Origin of the sequence: Collimonas antrihumi, from assembly GCF_018304965.1 — a bacterium.
In the GTDB taxonomy this organism is placed as follows: domain Bacteria; phylum Pseudomonadota; class Gammaproteobacteria; order Burkholderiales; family Burkholderiaceae_D; genus Collimonas; species Collimonas antrihumi.
Genome location: NZ_JAGQED010000005.1, coordinates 191,567 through 208,502, shown reverse-complemented (window position 1 = coordinate 208,502; position 16,936 = coordinate 191,567). Strand labels below are relative to the sequence as shown.

Here is a 16,936-nt window from a genome sequence, read left to right as displayed (position 1 = left end):
GGTTCTTTCCTCGTTACGTCCTATCCATCTAAATCAATCTGGTGCTACTATCAATCCAACTCAATTCAACGCCCAATTTGGCTAAGCCTAAGGTGTTGAATCTAAAGCCTTTAATTATAGCATATGGAGGGCCTTTCCTCCAATGGAAGCGGCCGCATTGTGCTGCCGGATTTCCCTCTTTTGCATCGATCCGCTTATATTTCAAGCAAATTTTTAACGCAAATTCATTTCCGCTTCAGCCTCGCGCCGCAACTGTTCTTGTTTTTGCATCAATTCCCGATAGCGATTGCGCGCTTCTTCATTGCCAAGTCCGGTTGCTGCCAACTGATCGAGTTCGTCTTTCAATATCTTCATTTTAGTCTGGCGAATTGCGCCCGCCAGTTCTAATCGCGCCGCTTCGGTTTCGGATTCCGATTCTGCTGCAATTTCTGCAATCAATGATTCAAAATCCTCGCCGCCTTCGCGTAAATGTTCAGCCAACGTTGCGAAATTGGCTTGTTCGCCCATCGCATGGCTGGCGGTGATCAGGCGCGCCAGCATTTCTGCCCGATCCGGTGCAAAGTGCGCTACAGCATCCAGTGCCGCATCATCCAGTTCCGAAGCGAACGCCGGGTGGGCGACCAGCAAACGGATGATTTGCCGCTCCAGTCCGACTGGCGCCGGCCGGTTGCTACGCGGTGGTGCGCGGCGCGCGGTAGCGATCGGCTTGGCCAGTTCAAACAAGGACTCGATTTCGTTGGGCGTCGATTGCGTCAACTGCGCCAGGCCACGCACGATCTGCAGCCGCAACGATGAGGGTGGCATCAATTGCAACAATGGCTTGGCGTCGTATTGCGCCCGTGCCCGTCCTTCGGATGTGTTCAAATCGGCTTCGGTCGTGACCTCGTTCAATAAAAATTGCGATAACGGCATGGCGTCATGAATCTGGCGCTCAAATGCCTCCGCTCCCATTTCCCGTACAAAACTGTCCGGGTCGTGTTCCTGCGGCAGGAACAGGAATTTGATGACTTTATTGTCGGTCGCATGGGGCAGGCAGGCGTCCAAAGCACGCCGCGCTGCTTTGCGACCGGCACGATCGCCATCGAAACTGAAGACTACATGATCAGTCTGGCGCAGCAATTTATGCACATGGGTCGGTGTGCAGGCGGTTCCCAATGTGGCCACTGCCTGCGGGAATCCCAGCTGAGCCAACGCCACCACATCCATATAGCCTTCGGTCACCAGCACATAACCCGCATCGCGGATTGCCTGGCGCGCTTCGAACAAACCATATAGCTCGTTACCCTTCTGAAATAAGGGTGTTTCCGGCGAATTCAAGTACTTCGGTTCACCGCCATCCAATACGCGGCCGCCAAAACCGATAACTTGTCCTTTGGTGTTGCGAATTGGAAACATGATGCGATCGCGAAAGCGGTCATAGCGCTTGCGATTGTTGCCATCTTCATCAGTTCGGTCGATCACCAGGCCGGATTCGACCAAGGCAGTCACTTCATAGTCAGGGAATACCTGGCGTAAGCTATCCCAGTTGTCTGGTGAATAACCTAGCCCGAACTTTGCTGCAACCTCGCCAGTCAGGCCGCGCCGCTTCAAATAGTCGACAGCATGTGGTGCGGTGCGCAAATGTTGTCGATAAAAATCGCAGGCAGCGCTCATTGCGTCGGACAGGGCCAGACTCTTTGCCTGGTATTCGGCGCGTTGTGCCGGCGGGATCTTGTCGTCGTTATCCGGCACCGTCATGCCGACGCCTTGCGCCAGGTCTTTCACCGCTTCCACGAAGCCAAGGCCGGAATATTCGATCAGAAAGCCGATCGCCGTGCCATGCGCGCCACACCCGAAGCAGTGATAAAACTGTTTGGTCGGACTCACCGTAAAACTAGGTGATTTTTCGTTGTGGAAAGGGCACAAGCCCATCAGGTTGGCGCCGCCTTTTTTCAATTGCACGTACTTGCCCACCACATCGACAATGTCGACGCGGTTGAGCAGGTCTTGAATAAAGGATTGAGGGATCACGTAGGCTTGAGGGCGGGCGGCGTGTTGACGTGTTTATGTGTTTGTTGGGCAATCAAGCGATCAGGCTTTAGTCAATGCGACTTTCACCAGCGCCGAGACCGCAGTCATATCGGCGCGGCCGGCCAGCTTAGGTTTCAGGATGGCCATGACCTTGCCCATGTCCTGCGGTCCGGCAGCGCCACTGGCCGCGACGGCTGCCGCCACCTCGGCCTGGATTTCAGCGTCTGTCAGGCCTGCCGGCATGTAGTTGGCGAGGATAACCAGCTCGGCTTTTTCGATATCGGCCAGATCCTGGCGGCCGCCGGCTTCAAACTGGCTGATCGAGTCTTTGCGTTGCTTGATCATCTTTTCGATGATGGCCAGCACGTGGGTGTCGCCCAGTTCGATGCGCTCATCCACTTCTTTTTGTTTGATTGCTGCGGTGATCAGGCGGATGGTGCCCAGTTTTGCAGTCTCTTTGGCACGCATCGCGGCCTTCATGTCTTCGGTGATCTGTTCTTTCAAGCCCATGCAGTTCTCCATTCGGTGGTGTTTTTCATTTGAAATCGGAAAAACAAAAATACGCGATGACGATGGCGGCCGTACAACCGTACAAGGCTACCGTTGATGGCGCGATAAACGGCAAAACCCGCTGCGGAGCAACACCGGAGCGGGTTTGTAACGCGATTCAGTCAGCCGCACCAAGATTTGTATGCGGTGAAGAACTAGTACAAATATTAGTACAGTTTTTTCGGCAATTGCTGGCTGCGAATGCGTTTGTAATGACGTTTTACAGCAGCTGCCAGCTTGCGCTTGCGCTCTGCAGTTGGCTTTTCGTAAAATTCACGTGCACGCAACTCAGTCAGCAGACCTGTTTTTTCAATAGTGCGCTTGAAGCGACGCATCGCAACTTCGAAGGGCTCATTTTCTTTAAGACGAATTGTGGTCATGTAAATTCAAACCAATGTTTGTGTAGGGAAGAACGAGATTATAGCGGGGAAAGCCAATAAATGGAAGTCTTATCCTGCGACGATTTAATCTTGCCGCTTATTTGCAACATTAATTGCAACATTAATTGCAACATTAGCTGCAACACCATTAACAGCGCTTATGACGACGCTTTGAGGCGATTACGATCCAGGAAGAGGGCTACAGCGGCGCCTATTATTGCCCCGAGAATCAGTCCAATGGTGAGAAACATCGAAAGTTTTGGGAAATAAGGCTTTACCGGTACGAAAATGGCGTCTATCAACATGGTCGGGAAACTGTCAGTTTTTGTGCGCAGATCCACCAAGGCGGCTTGTTCGGTTGTCAGGCTGCGTATCAGGTCATCCTGTTTTGCCAGCACGTTGATAGCCACCACGCTTGGCTCGAATCTAGCGGTGCTGGCCGCATTCTTGAGAGTGGCTTCCATGCGGGCTTTCTCGGTTGTTGCCTGCAGCATTTCACGCGTGTTGGCCTCAAGGCGATCATTCAGGTTTTTCACCATGGGCGCCAAACGTGTCTTGTGCGTGTTAACCAGTGCCTGCACTGCCGAGTTCAAGTTGTTTTTAGCATCTTCCTGGGAAAAGCCGGCAACGCTGATATCCACGAAATCGGTATTTTTCCCGGGAGTAGCTTTAAGTGTTTTGCGGAACAGGCGGGTACGGTCGTCGCTGTCCTCATTTAAAGGAAGGCCGATCGCAGTCAATGCCTGATCTTGTAATTGGCGCTGTTTGAAGCGCTCGGCAGCTTGTGCCGTAGGTTCGATCAAAGTCGTTGGGTTGATTGGCAATTGGCCAACTTGTATGGTTGCTGATGCCTGCCATTGGGGCGGCATGGAGAATTTGAGTGCGACTGCCGCTATCAGGGCGATGATAATGCACCCCAGCAAAACTAGCCAATGACGTTTGAAACTGCCAAATATTGCGTTCAGATCAATCAGTTCGGTATTTTCGAGTTGTGTTGCGTCAGTACTGTGTGAAAAATTATTGGGCATAGGAAAGTAATATCTCTAATAGATTTTATTAATTGTATTGAATTATGTAGCGTGATTTTACTGCTTGCGAGGCAGTAGATGTCCATTTTTATGGTCAAATTGCCAGCCCTGCCGCAGTAGCCGACGCCCAGGCCCACTGGAAGTTGTAGCCGCCCAGCCATCCTGTGACGTCTACTGCCTCGCCAATAAAATACAAACCATTGACCTGCTTGGACATCATGCTCTGCTGCGATAGTTCCCTGGTATCGATCCCGCCCAGGGTAACTTCGGCTTTGCGATATCCTTCAGAGCCATTGGGCAAGATGGTCCAGCGATTGATTGCATCCCCCAAATTTCGCAGCAGGCGGTCTGGCATGTCTGCCAGGCGCGCTGCCGGATCCAGCTTGTTGGCCTCGATGATGCCGTGCGCTAGCCGTGCTGGCAGCCATTGTGCGAAGACGTTGCCAAGATTTTTTTTAACCGAGGTTTTGCCTTCAATTAACGTGCTAACGACGTCAATTTCAGGCAGAAGATTCAATGACAGGGGGGTGCCAGCCTTCCAAAAGCTGGAAATCTGCAGGATCGCCGGCCCTGATAGCCCGCGATGCGTGAACAGCAAGTCTTCCTTGAATTCGCCGCGGCTTTTTTTATCGCCGGTTCCGACTTCGACCGGCAACGCAATGCCCGCTAGCGGCAAAAATGGCTGCCAAGCGGCTACATCGAAAGTCAGGGGCACCAGGCCGGGCTGAGGCTCGATTACACCCAAATCAAATTGACGGGCGATGCGATAAGCGAAATCGGTGGCGCCGATTTTGGGAATGGACAAGCCGCCGGTAGCGATGACCACATTGCTCGCAAGTATTTCTCCCACACTACTGTCAATCCTGAACAGATCACCGCTCTTACCCACATTGGCAACGCTGCAAGGCATGCGCCAGCTGACATTGCCCAGATCGCACTCGGCTTTCAGCATGGCGATCACCTGCTCTGAGGAATCGTCGCAGAACAATTGCCCCTTGTGTTTTTCGTGATAGCCAATCCGATAGCGTTTCATCAAGCTGAGGAAATCTTGCGGCGTGTACCGCGACAGGGCGCTTTTGCAAAAATGCGGGTTCTGCGACAGAAAATTTTGCGGTCCGGCGTTGATGTTGGTGAAGTTGCAGCGGCCACCGCCCGAGATGCGGATTTTTTCCGCCAGTTTGGCGGCGTGATCGATGAGGACGACTTTTTTCCCGCGTTGACCGGCTACAGCAGCGCACATCATGCCTGCAGCGCCGGCGCCGATGACGGCGACATCAAATTGTTTTTGCATCGAATCTTATTGAAATAATATTTAAAACCACGTTACTGGAAATACGGCGGCGGCTGCTGCCCCATCCATAGTTCCGACGACAGGCGCATCATGTCATTGAGCGAGCCGCGCTGGGTAAATGTCTGCCTGAGCCAGTTGGCATCGCTGAGGCGGTCTTCTGCCATGTGGCGCAGGCGCTTTATGGTCAGTTGCTCAGCTTCGTTCTGAGTATACCGCTGCAAGTCCTGCAGGTGGTCTAGCAGATGCTGGTAGATCGGTAATTTTGACGAGTCGGCCGGGTTGTTGCCATGCAACGCTATGGAGCCGTTCAGGCCGTAACGGCTGGCTTCGAAGCGATTGTATTGATACAGCAGATAAAAATCGTTGGTGATGACAAACGGCCGTTCCGTCAAAATCCAGCGAGCCAGCAATTGCGCATAGCACCCGAGGTGCGCTGCGTGCTCAATCGTCAGTGGCGTGTCGCAAACGCGGATTTCAACCGTGCCGTATTCCGGCTTGGGTCGGATGTCCCAGTAAAAATCCTTCATGCTGCCGATGATCCCCATGCGCAGCAATTCATCGTAATACGATTCGAAATCGGTCCATCGAGTCAGTGTCGGCGCGGTTCCTGATAGCGGGAATGCGCGCACCACATTGCTGCGCGATGATTCGAATTTGGTGTCCGCACCTTGATAAAACGGCGAGGCGGCCGAGAGCGCAATGAAATGCGGCACGAAGCGCGAAAACGCATGCGTCAGGTAGAGCGCGTCGTCGCCGTTTGGCACGCCGACGTGGATATGCTGGCCGAAGACGGTGAATGTCTTTGCCAGGTAACCGTATTTTTCATGCAGATGATGGAAGCGTTCGCTAGGTGTAATCCGTTGTTCGTTCCAGTGCTGGAAGGGGTGCGCACCGCCGCCGGAGACGTCGATATTCAGATAGTGCGCGCCCCGGTTCAGCGCAGCGCGCAAACCTTTCAGTTCGTCGATCAGATGGTCGACCCGGGTGTGCACGTCTGAATTCAATTCGATCATGCCCTGCGTCATTTCCAGCTTGATCTGCTTTTGCAAGTCGCGCGGTTCGATCCAGGTCAGCAGATCAACGGCATCGCTGGCCAGGTTGTAGTTGCGGCGATTCACCAGTTGCAGTTCGAGCTCAATTCCCATCGTGAAAGGGTTGGAGCTTGTAAACGGCAGGCCAGGTGCTTCGGATCGAGTTTCTCCGCCTGTGCTGCCGTCTTTGGTATTTTCATTCATGGCCTTATCCATCATTCGCGTCCGCTTTCTCCAGATTTGATCAAGGCAAATTGAGTCGCTATCGGCCCCAGCAATTCCAGCACAATCAGGCAACCGGCCAGCAGCGGCAAGACATCGGCAGTGGTGGTTGGATAGAGATAGGCAGTCGTTTGCATCAATCCCAGTCCAGCCTCCGTCATGGGTAACGTCCCCAAGGTAATGAGCGCCGCCTGTTTCCATTTCATCTTGGCGAAATGCGCAAACGTAAAGACGCCGCAAGCCATGGCCAGAAAGCGTGCCGCGATGAGTACGGCAACCGACGCGCCCACCATCGACAGATCGGACAAGCGGATCGAAGCGCCTATCGTGATGAACAACATCACGATGAACAATTCATTGGCGACACCAAACTCGAGCTCCATCAGATCATACTGATGATCAAGATTCTTCGACATGATGGCGAAGATCAGCATGGTCAGTAATATAGGCAGCTGCAGTGCGTGCGCCGCGCCAATCGCCAGGGTAATGACGGCGATCACCAGCACGAACTGGCGGCTCGGCTGGCGCCCGAGCAAGCGCGCCAGCGGGATCATCAGGCGATAAGTCAGATACGCCAATATCAGCGATCCGCACAGTGAGTACAAGGTATGCGCCAGCAACGTACCGAATGGGGTGGCGCTTTCATGTGCGACAACCGGCAGCAAGGCATAGGCGGCCAGCAACGCGACAAAATTATTCAGCGCGGTCATGGCGGCCAGGCGACGCGTCACCTGGCCCTCCGCCTTGAGGTCGCGCACAACCACCATGACTACCGCCGGCGCAGTGGCGATGGCCAGCACGCCGCCCAGCAATGCCAGTACCTTGGAGGTGCCAAACCAGATCAGTGCGCCGCTGACGAACGCGAAACATAATACGGCGCTCAGGACGACCGTCGCCAGCAACCATTTTTCCCGGCGCAGCCAGCCGATATCGACATAGCGTCCCAGCTGATATACCACCAGCGCCATCGCCATGTCGGCAAAAATGTTCGCCAGTTTGAGCACATCGCCGGACAACAAATCGAGTCCGCCGACACCTAGCAAAAAGCCGACGATCAAGTAACCGGTGATGCGTGGAAACCAAGGGTTTTTTGTTACGATATGACCGCCCACCAGCCCGAACAGCAGCAAGCTGCCGAACAGTAACAGCGCATTCCATTGAATGGGCTGTGCTAGCGCAAAGGGCGGAAGAGTCCAATCCATGGATCCTCCAGAAAGTTAGTCTTGCAGCAAAGGACGACTGCTGGACAAGTTGCCGTATGGCAGATGAATGGGGCGAACTACCTACTTAACAGCCAGGCGCACTCTCCTTGCTTGATTATATTTGCGTTGCGCTATCGAATCTGTTTAAGCTTTAACCTAAGAATGCTCGCAATATGAAACGCTTAACGACAACACCAGTGAGCGGTCGGCTGCCAGATAGTACATGTATCTGCTCTTGGCATCGTCAATCAATGGTGTTTGTTCTTCCTCGAAAGAATTAGTTCCCTTGGGGAATTGCCGTTTGTTGACTACTGTGATTCATTGTATTGCATGTACAGAGCATGGGAAACCCTCAGGCATTGTTCGACCTGTTCGGCAATCGGTTTCGGAATCAACTCCTTTTGCGCCAGTGCCTGCTGTATCCAGCTAGCGGTAGTGACGGCGTCGCGCTGCTCGGGCAGGGGCGGGATTTCGTCGGCGATGTTTTGTTTCTCTACCAGCGTGGTTTGGGTGCCGCCATGTAACCAGTCGATTTTTTGCGCCTTCCTGGCATTGGCTACCGTTTCACCCTCAGTGCCGCGCATTAAAAACACATCTCCGCGTTCAGCCGCAGCGGTAGTCGTGAAATAAGCAGTCAGCATCGCCAGATATTCCGGATGCGTGTACGAACTCAGGCGCAGGGCAGGAATCACAAACGGCTGCATGATCTTGACCAGCGTGTGGGTTGAGTTACGGACGCCGAGAATCCGCCGCATGGCGAGCAGCCTTGCCATTTTCGGCGCCAGCGCATCAATCGGCATGAAGGCTGGCAGGTGTTTGGCAAAACATCGCTGTGCATGCTCGATGCTGCTGCAGATCGGCTGGCCCAGCGCTTGAAAAACTTCGGCACTGGTGACGCGGCCGGGATCTGTCAAAACGCCATGCAACAGCACCGGTACGCCTTCACGCGCCAACAACATCGCCAGCAAAGGGGTCAGGTTGGCCATGTGGCGCGCGCCGTTGTAGCTGGGGATGACAACCGGTGCGTACTGCCGGGCGCTTGCAGCGTTTGCGTCCGCATCGGCCGCGAGCGATATTTGTGTAAATGACGCTTCCGCTGCTTCCAGAAAACCGGCGATCTCCTCTACCGATTCGCCCTTGATGCGCATCGCCAACAGGATTCCGCCCAGTTCCAGATCAGAGACGCGACCATCCAGCATGGCAGCGTATAAATCATGCGCATCGTTGCGCGACAGGCTGCGCGCGCCATCCTTCCCGCGCCCGATTTCCTTGATGAAGCGAGCGGCGGGGAACGGTTCGGCTGGCGGAATATTTTTCATATATAGGTAACGATCGAGGTTTGCGGGCAATGAATGAAGGTGGACACAAGCGGGACAAATATGCAGCGATTTTACTTTACCAGCCTTAGTTGATGGCCATCAGGTAAAATCTTCGCCTGTCGAACAGGCCTGCGGGGAGTTTGGCTGAGCCGGTGCTCGTTCTTGATTTTTTCTTGGTTTTTCCTATCCGGGTTTATATGGCATTTGATCCTAGCCTGCTTGAAACATTGCGACCGCAACTAGTGCGTTTTGCCGCGCTGCAGTTGCGCAATGACGCTCTGGCCGAAGATGCCGTCTCGGAAACCATCCTCGCGGTGCTTGAGCATCCAGACCGTTTTCAGCAGCAGTCTTCATTCAAAACCTATGTCATTGGCATCCTTAAACACAAATTGCTGGATCAACTGCGACGGGGCAAGCGCGAAGTACAGTTGAGCACACAGCTGCTGAATACCGACGATGACGATGACCGTAGCGACGCCGAGATGATCGATGCTTTATTTGCATCTAGAGGGCACGCGGTGGAAGCAACGCCCAGTTGGGGAAGTCCCGACCAGACACTGGAGCGCAAGGAGTTTTTCGATATTTTGCAACTGTGCATCGACAAATTGCCAGCCAAAACCGGACGTATTTTCATGATGCGGGAATGGCTGGAGCTGGATACCGAGGCGATTTGTAAAGAACTGGATATCACCGCTGCGAATGCGTGGGTACTGCTATACCGGGCACGTGCCCGGCTACGGGAATGCTTGCAATTGAACTGGTTCGGCGTGCAATCTTGAACCGCCGATCTTGAGACAAGCTATAAGATAATCCGAATTTCATTGTAAGTATTGCATCCGTGGCGCGACTATTCATTGCTACCGAAAAGCTCGCCAAGCCAGTTAATTTATTTTTATGTCATATTTATGTCATATAAGCGTTTGATCCCCCACTGTCGCGATACGCAATTACTCCTGTCTCAGGCACAGGATAGCAATTTATCGCCATTAACCCGGATTCGGGTCCGCATACATCTGTGGACCTGCACCGCTTGCACCCGATTTTCGCGGCAACTGGCTTTCATGCGTCAGGCGATGCAGCAACTGGGCAAGGATTAATTGACGCCCGTGCATTGCCTCGTGCGTCGGCCGCGCTTTCCTTTACAATGCGGCATTGTATAAATATTGCCCCACCCATGATTGTTCTCGGCGTTGAATCTTCCTGTGACGAAACCGGCCTTGCGCTCTACGACACCGAGCGCGGCTTGCTGTCTCACGCCTTATATTCGCAAGTAGCGATGCATGAGCAGTACGGCGGCGTGGTGCCGGAGCTGGCTTCGCGCGACCACATCCGGCGCGCGATTCCTCTGCTGCAGCAAGTGCTGGCCGAAAGCGGCATCGCGCGGCATGATATCGATGCCCTCGCCTATACCCAGGGACCGGGCTTGGCCGGTGCGCTGCTGGTAGGTGCATCGATCGCTTGCGGCCTTGGGCTGGCGCTGGATAAACCCGTGCTGGGCGTGCATCACCTGGAAGGGCATTTGTTATCGCCGCTGTTGGCTAGCGATCCGCCAAAATTTCCGTTCGTTGCGTTGCTGGTGTCGGGCGGTCACACGCAATTGATGCGGGTTGATGGTGTCGGGCAATATAGTTTGTTGGGGGAAACACTGGACGATGCTGCCGGCGAAGCGTTCGATAAATCGGCCAAGTTGCTTGGCCTCGGCTATCCTGGCGGTCCCGCGATTTCACGTCTGGCTGAATTCGGCGATCCATCGGTGTATCAGTTGCCGCGGCCGATGCTGCATTCGAAAAATCTGGATTTCAGCTTCTCCGGTCTCAAAACGGCAGTACTGACTCTTGTCAAAAATCATACGACCAATATTTGTGAGCAAGACAAGGCCAATATCGCGCGTGCCTTTGTCGACGCATTGGTTGAGGTGTTGCTGGCCAAATGCCTGGCAGCTCTCAAGCAGACCGGCCTCAAACGCCTGGTGATTGCGGGCGGAGTGGGCGCTAACCAGCAATTGCGTAGCGCCCTCAATACCGCAGCTGAAAAGCGGCGCTTCCGGGTGTACTACCCGGAACTGGAGTTTTGTACCGACAACGGCGCCATGATCGCCTTTGCCGGCGCGATGCGCTTGCAAATCAATCCGCAGGCGGCGCAGCGTTCATATGGATTCAATGTCCGGCCGCGCTGGCCGCTTAATGAGCTCGGGATCTGAACCTGAGCAATTTCCCAGCTAGGCGTATAATGCGCGACTGTGGTATAAAACATGTCGGCAATGATGTCAAAGTAATAATCCGACTTGTAGTGCCCGTTATGGCACGTCCACAATCATTTGGCTTGAATGACGGCGCGGTTGTTTGTCCTGGCAAGGACTGACCGCTGTCAATGGGCCGACACGAAATTCACGAATTCAATTGAGAGCAAATAGTGCCTTTGTTGGAGTGCATATTGCACCGAAGGCCGCCAACTACCATGTCCGAGATACAGTCCGAGATACAGTCTGACAAGCAAGCTGAAATTCCAGCTGAGATTCAAGCTGAGATTCATGCTGAGATTCATGCTGATCCAGCAGTGCCAACCACGCCCACCGTCCGTTTTGCAGACTTCGGGTTGTCCCCGGATATCTTGCGTGCGTTGAACGATCAGGGTTATGTCCATCCAACCCCGATTCAGGCAGAAGCGATTCCGGTGGTATTGCAAGGGCGCGATGTCATGGGTGCGGCACAGACAGGAACCGGCAAGACTGCCGGTTTTTCCTTGCCTATCATTCAGTTGCTGCTGGCGCATGCCAACAACAGCGCCTCGCCGGCGCGACATCCGGTGCGCGCCTTGATTCTGACTCCTACGCGCGAACTGGCCGATCAGGTGGCTGAGAACGTCAAGGCCTATTGCCGCCATACGCCGTTGCGGTCGACCGTGGTGTTCGGCGGCGTCGATATCGCGCCGCAAACCGCGGCTTTGCGCTCAGGCATCGAAATCGTGATTGCTACGCCAGGACGCCTGCTGGACCATGTCCAGCAAAAGACGCTGAACCTGTCGCAGACGCAAATCCTGGTGATGGATGAAGCCGATCGCATGCTGGACATGGGTTTCCTGCCTGACTTGCAGCGCATCATCAACCTGTTGCCGAAAGAGCGGCAGAACCTGATGTTCTCTGCCACGTTCTCGGGCGAAATCAAAAAGCTGGCGTCCACGTTCCTTAGAAATCCCGTGACGATCGAAGTGGCGCGCAGCAACGCAACTGCCGACAACGTGACGCAAACCATGTACCACGTCAATGAGCAAGCCAAGGCAGAGGCGGTGTCGTACATTATTCGCGAGCGCAATCTGAAGCAGGTAATCGTTTTTTCAAATACCAAAATCGGCGCATCGAAACTGGCCCGTCATCTGGAAAACGAAGGCGTCAAGGCTTCGGCGATTCATGGCGACAAGACGCAGAATGAACGGATGGCGGCGCTGGAAGCATTCAAGCAGGGCGAGATCGAAGTGCTGGTGGCGACCGATGTCGCCGCGCGTGGGCTGGATATCGCCGAACTGCCATGCGTGATCAATTTTGATTTGCCGTATAACGCCGAAGATTATGTGCACCGGATTGGCCGTACCGGCCGTGCCGGCGCTTCCGGCGATGCCATTTCCTTATATGCCGACAAGGACGAACGCTTGCTGGTTGATATCGAAAAAATGATCAAGTACAAATTCGTCCGCGCCGAGCTGACAGGATTTGTGGCCAAGCCGTCAAGCGGCGAGCGTGAGCGTTCCGGGCGCGGTTCCGATCGGCGTAGCGATCGCAGCGGTGAACGTGGCAGCGACGGCCGCGGTGCGCCGTCTGGCCGCAGCTTGCAGCACACACGTAGTGCTTATACTTCGACCCCGACTTCGCCTTCGCGCAGGGAAAAAATCGATCCATGGTTCCTCAAGCCTTACGAACCGACGCTCGTGGCTGAAGTGGCAGCGTCTAACGTAACGCCGGCAGGTGGCGTGAGCAAACCGCCAAAAGTGAAGTTGGCAGCCTTGCTGGGCGGCTTGCCGAAGCGCCAATAAGGTTGCCAGTAAGTTGCCAATAAGCTTGCCAGTAAGGTTTTCAGCTCTGGCGAGTCATTTCGAGATTCGCCCATGCCGTCGTCGCCAGCGGCCAGAACGCGGCGACGCTGTCTACTTGTCCGACATCCAGCCCCAGGAACCAGGCAGCCTTGCTCAGCGCAAGCAGCGGTTGCTTGATGTCGATAGCTTGCGCACCGTTCTGTTTGGATAGTTTTTCGCCATCCGCATTGGTGATCACCGGAACGTGCAGGTATTGCGGCGTTGCCAGTTTCAATTGGCGCTGCAGGTAAATCTGACGTGCGGTCGAATCCAGCAAATCGGCGCCGCGCACCACGTGCGTAACGCCTTGATCGGCATCGTCGACAACCACCGCGAGCTGGTAAGCCCAAAAACCATCCGCGCGTTTCAGCACGAAATCTCCCACTTCTATCGCCAGGTGTTGCTGCATGCGGCCAAGCCAGCGATCGTCAAAAATAATCAGTTCATCGATATGCCCCGGATCAGGTACCCGCAGGCGGTAAGCGCGTGCCGGCTTGCCAACTGGCAGGCCGTCGCGGCAAGTGCCCGGATAGACTGCCGCACCGTCGGCCGCCACGCAGATGCGGGAGTCGACAATCTCACGGCGCGTGCAACCGCATGGATAGGCTAATCGCCCGAGGCGGTCGAATGCCGCTTCGTACAATCCCGTACGCTGGCTTTGAAACACTACTTCGCCATCCCAATGCATGCCTAATGTGTCCAGATCTGCCAGGATCGATTCCGCCGCACCTGCCGCGGTGCGGGCCTCATCGACATCTTCCATCCGCAACAGCCAGCGGCCGCGATTGGCCTTGGCATCCAGGTAGCTGGCCATCGCCGCAACCAGCGAACCGGCATGCAAAGGTCCGGTGGGCGAGGGGGCGAAGCGGCCGATATAATTTGCTTGATTAGACATTGTTGGTCGATTCGTGATGATGTGGCGCCGATGCTGGCACTGGCGATCCAAGCAGGCTGTGCTGAATCGCAGGGTCGCTGAGTTGCGCAATGAACCATTTGAGAGATTTCCCCACGACCGGCGTGCGCCAGGCGATTTGCGTCTTGTCGCTGGGTTTGGCTTCAATGGTTTGTTTTTCGATCAATGCGCCTGATGCAAAATAGGGCGCTGCCATCCAGCGCGGCAAATGGCCGCAGCCAAGGCCGCTGAGCTGGGCCTGCAGTTTGGCCGGAATGGAGGGCACGGTCAGGATATCTTGCCCGCTTAACAGGCCGGATGTAATGCTGGGCAGGGTGCGGCCGGTGTCGCCAACCGCTACCGCGCGATATTGCTGGATCAGGCTGGCGGTAAGCGGTTCTGGCGCGTTTGCCAAGGGATGGCCGGGGGCAATCGCGAAGACCCAGTCAAACGTACCTAGCTGGCGGATCTGGAAACCGCCGCTCATGCGAATGCTGTCGGGGCCGCTTTGGGGGGCGCCAATCGCCAGGTCGGCACGATCCGACAATAACGCTTCCCACACGCCCGACAAAGCCTCGTGCGAAAAACGCAGGCGGGTGCCTGCATTCTGGCGATCGAAGGCAGCGATCAGCGGCAGCAGGCTGTCAAACGGGATGATGCTGTCGAGGACGATGCGCAACTCCACTTCCCAGCCGGTCGCGGCACGTTTGACGCGCCGTTCCAGCTCTTGCGCGGCCAGCAGCAGATGGCGGCCTTCAGTCAGCAATTCCTGACCGGCGTCAGTCAGTTTCGCGCGATGACCGCGGCGGTCGAAGAGCAGGACGTCCAAGTCTTCTTCCAGCTTGCGGACGCTATAAGTGAGTGCCGACGGAACGCGATCCAGTTCGATGGCTGCAGCAGCAAAGCTGCCTTTGCGGGCGATCGTGTCGAGAACTTGCAGTGCTTCTAGCGTCAGGTTCATTGCTGCTTGGCGAGTAAGGATTTTGAAGAAAATTGTCGCAAATAGTTGCAAAAATTTCATTCAGATAAATTGAATGATATATTGGAATTTAGCTTCTGTCTTAAGCTGTTCTGTAAGCCTATAGTGCCAAATAATGCAGCGGATTCATATAACGTATTTCTATAGTGAAATAAATTTTCGGATATATCATGATTCAATTATATGAAAGCGCGGATTCAGTTCGTGCCAGCCATGCTTGGCTTGACTGTCATTTTGGCTTTTCGTTCGCTGGATATCATGACCCGCTGCAATTCAGAAATTTGTTGCGTTGATTGTCGTACCTGTTTATTTGCTTACTTAACTATTTATTTAACTATTTACTTATCTTTCACTCGGACTCCTACTTCAAAAGGGCATTGTCATGACCAAAGTTGCTATTGTTTATCATTCCGGCTACGGCCATACTAAAAACCAGGCTGAAGCCGTGCACGCCGGCGTACTGCGGGCAGCGGGCGCGACGCCTGAACTGATCGCCATCGATGCCGAAGGCAACCTCAGCGACGCCGCCTGGGCGTCACTGGAAGCTGCCGACGCCATTATCTTTGGTACGCCGACATACATGGGCACGGTTTCCTGGCAGTTCAAGAAATTTGCCGATACATCGTCGAAGCAGTGGTTCGGCCAGAAGTGGAAGGACAAGGTAGCAGCCGGCTTTACCAATTCGGCGACCATGAATGGCGACAAGGGCACCACCATGAGCTATCTGATTACATTTGCGATGCAGCACAGCATGGTTTGGGTCGGCACGGGCTTGATGCCGTCGAACAGCAAAGCTGCACAACGTAACGACGTGAATTTCGTCGGCGGCTTCTCCGGTGCGCTGGCGCAAAGTCCGTCGGACTCCTCGCCGGAAGAAGGTCCGGCAGCTGGCGATCTTGAAACTGCCAAGCAGTTTGGCAAACGTGTTGCCGAGACTGCGCAGAAATTCAAGAAATAATCGTTGCATAATCGCTGAAAAAGTAAAAAGCCCGCTTGCGTGATGCAAGCGGGCTTTTCTTTTTATTGGCCGTTACAATTAAAGTGCGGTCGCGGCTTCGGTTGGCGCTGCGACGGCTTCCGGCTGGCAATGCGGGCAGGACTTGCCTGCCACATACTGCGGCGACAGTTGCTGACGTGGCGTTACCACCGCACGGCAAGCGTAGCATTGCACCGTAGCGGTCTCCTGCAGTTGCGGATTGAGCGCAGTACGATAGTCGAACACGAAACAATCGCCGTCGTAATGGGCGCCGCCGCATTCTTCGAAATATTTGAGAATCCCGCCTTCCAGCTGATAGACGCTGTCGTAGCCGATATTTTGCATGTGGATCGCGGCTTTTTCACAGCGGATGCCGCCGGTGCAGAAAGTGACAACCGTCTTGTCCGCCAATTCATCCTTGTGCTCAGCGACCACCGCGGGAAATTCGCTGAATTTCTCGATGCGGTAATCAATGGTGTTTTCAAAGGTGCCGACATCGACTTCAAACGCATTGCGCGTGTCGAGCATGACCACCGGCCGGCCGTTATCGTCATGACCCTGGTCGAGCCAGCGCTTCAGGGTTTGGGCTTGTACCGCAGGCGCGCGACCCAGTTCCGGCTTGATCAAAGGGTGCTTCATCGTAATGATTTCAGCTTTCAGCTTGACCAGCATGCGCGTGAAAGGCTGCTTTTCGGAATAACTTTCTTTCACTTCCAGGTCGGAAAAACGTTCGTCAGCGCGCAGCCATGCCAGAAACTGGTCGATTTGCTCACGCATGCCGGCCAGAAACAGGTTGATGCCTTCCGGAGTGAGCAAGATCGTGCCTTTTAGTTGCAATTGCTTACAAATTGCAAGGAATTCAGGGCGTTTCTGCTCTGTATCTATGAAAGTGATAAATTTATAGGCGGCGATATTGACGAAAGGATGACTGGACTGCATGGTGTATTTCTCGGTAAGTCGTTGATTTAGCAGTATTATAAACGCCGAGAGCG

At 54.5% G+C, this 16,936-nt stretch carries 16 protein-coding genes and 1 pseudogene; 5 read left to right on the top strand and 12 right to left on the bottom strand.

Features of this window, described 5'->3' with window-relative positions; all coding sequences use genetic code 11:
* Positions 1–213: 213 nt before the first annotated feature.
* The 9 genes and pseudogenes from dnaG to ybiB form a co-directional block, all read right to left on the bottom strand.
* The gene (gene dnaG, locus KHU29_RS07310; protein WP_211452177.1) at positions 214–2,010 is read right to left on the bottom strand and encodes a DNA primase; all 1,797 of its coding nucleotides are present in this window, start codon (positions 2,008–2,010) and stop codon (positions 214–216) included.
* A gap of 60 nt (positions 2,011–2,070) precedes the next feature.
* On the bottom strand, positions 2,071–2,520 hold the full coding sequence (locus KHU29_RS07305) for a GatB/YqeY domain-containing protein (RefSeq protein ID WP_211452176.1): 450 nt from the start codon (positions 2,518–2,520) through the stop codon (positions 2,071–2,073).
* A 206-nt stretch (positions 2,521–2,726) separates the two neighbouring features.
* Positions 2,727–2,939, bottom strand: a complete 213-nt coding sequence (gene rpsU / locus KHU29_RS07300; protein WP_005665410.1) for a 30S ribosomal protein S21 — start codon at positions 2,937–2,939, stop codon at positions 2,727–2,729.
* A 158-nt stretch (positions 2,940–3,097) separates the two neighbouring features.
* Complete coding sequence (locus KHU29_RS07295; RefSeq protein WP_246541649.1) at positions 3,098–3,763, bottom strand: hypothetical protein; 666 nt, start codon at positions 3,761–3,763, stop codon at positions 3,098–3,100.
* A gap of 3 nt (positions 3,764–3,766) precedes the next feature.
* Positions 3,767–3,967 (bottom strand): annotated as a pseudogene (locus KHU29_RS22505) (Wzz/FepE/Etk N-terminal domain-containing protein); the annotation flags it as partial.
* Positions 3,968–4,061: 94 nt separating this feature from the next.
* On the bottom strand, positions 4,062–5,258 hold the full coding sequence (locus KHU29_RS07290; RefSeq protein WP_211452174.1) for a BaiN/RdsA family NAD(P)/FAD-dependent oxidoreductase: 1,197 nt from the start codon (positions 5,256–5,258) through the stop codon (positions 4,062–4,064).
* Between the two features lie 32 nt (positions 5,259–5,290).
* Complete coding sequence (locus tag KHU29_RS07285; RefSeq protein ID WP_246541647.1) at positions 5,291–6,493, bottom strand: YbdK family carboxylate-amine ligase; 1,203 nt, start codon at positions 6,491–6,493, stop codon at positions 5,291–5,293.
* Positions 6,494–6,504: 11 nt separating this feature from the next.
* Complete coding sequence (locus KHU29_RS07280; protein ID WP_211452172.1) at positions 6,505–7,713, bottom strand: cation:proton antiporter; 1,209 nt, start codon at positions 7,711–7,713, stop codon at positions 6,505–6,507.
* Positions 7,714–8,021: 308 nt separating this feature from the next.
* The gene (ybiB, locus tag KHU29_RS07275) at positions 8,022–9,032 is read right to left on the bottom strand and encodes a DNA-binding protein YbiB (RefSeq protein WP_211452171.1); all 1,011 of its coding nucleotides are present in this window, start codon (positions 9,030–9,032) and stop codon (positions 8,022–8,024) included.
* Between the two features lie 197 nt (positions 9,033–9,229).
* Between ybiB and KHU29_RS07270 the strand changes: the two genes are divergently transcribed.
* From KHU29_RS07270 to KHU29_RS07255, 4 genes are all read left to right on the top strand, one after another.
* On the top strand, positions 9,230–9,811 hold the full coding sequence (locus tag KHU29_RS07270; protein WP_211452170.1) for a sigma-70 family RNA polymerase sigma factor: 582 nt from the start codon (positions 9,230–9,232) through the stop codon (positions 9,809–9,811).
* A 126-nt stretch (positions 9,812–9,937) separates the two neighbouring features.
* Positions 9,938–10,129, top strand: coding sequence for a zf-HC2 domain-containing protein (locus KHU29_RS22330; protein ID WP_211452169.1), 192 nt, complete (start codon positions 9,938–9,940; stop codon positions 10,127–10,129).
* Positions 10,130–10,206: 77 nt separating this feature from the next.
* Complete coding sequence (gene tsaD / locus KHU29_RS07260; protein ID WP_211452168.1) at positions 10,207–11,232, top strand: tRNA (adenosine(37)-N6)-threonylcarbamoyltransferase complex transferase subunit TsaD; 1,026 nt, start codon at positions 10,207–10,209, stop codon at positions 11,230–11,232.
* Positions 11,233–11,489: 257 nt separating this feature from the next.
* Positions 11,490–13,058, top strand: a complete 1,569-nt coding sequence (locus KHU29_RS07255; RefSeq protein WP_246541646.1) for a DEAD/DEAH box helicase — start codon at positions 11,490–11,492, stop codon at positions 13,056–13,058.
* Between the two features lie 40 nt (positions 13,059–13,098).
* On the opposite strand, the gene gluQRS is transcribed toward KHU29_RS07255, so the two are convergent.
* Positions 13,099–13,992, bottom strand: a complete 894-nt coding sequence (gene gluQRS, locus KHU29_RS07250) for a tRNA glutamyl-Q(34) synthetase GluQRS (protein ID WP_211452167.1) — start codon at positions 13,990–13,992, stop codon at positions 13,099–13,101.
* Complete coding sequence (locus KHU29_RS07245; protein ID WP_211452166.1) at positions 13,985–14,950, bottom strand: LysR family transcriptional regulator; 966 nt, start codon at positions 14,948–14,950, stop codon at positions 13,985–13,987. The genes gluQRS and KHU29_RS07245 overlap by 8 nt, the downstream gene beginning before the upstream one ends.
* 400 nt (positions 14,951–15,350) lie before the next feature.
* Here KHU29_RS07245 and KHU29_RS07240 point away from each other — a divergent pair, with 400 nt between their 5' ends.
* On the top strand, positions 15,351–15,926 hold the full coding sequence (locus KHU29_RS07240) for a flavodoxin family protein (protein ID WP_211452165.1): 576 nt from the start codon (positions 15,351–15,353) through the stop codon (positions 15,924–15,926).
* Between the two features lie 78 nt (positions 15,927–16,004).
* Here the strand turns inward: KHU29_RS07240 and KHU29_RS07235 are convergent, their stop codons facing one another.
* A complete protein-coding gene (locus KHU29_RS07235) occupies positions 16,005–16,883 on the bottom strand; it encodes a sulfurtransferase (protein ID WP_211452164.1) in 879 nt (292 codons plus the stop codon).
* Between the last annotated feature and the right edge of the window lie 53 nt (positions 16,884–16,936).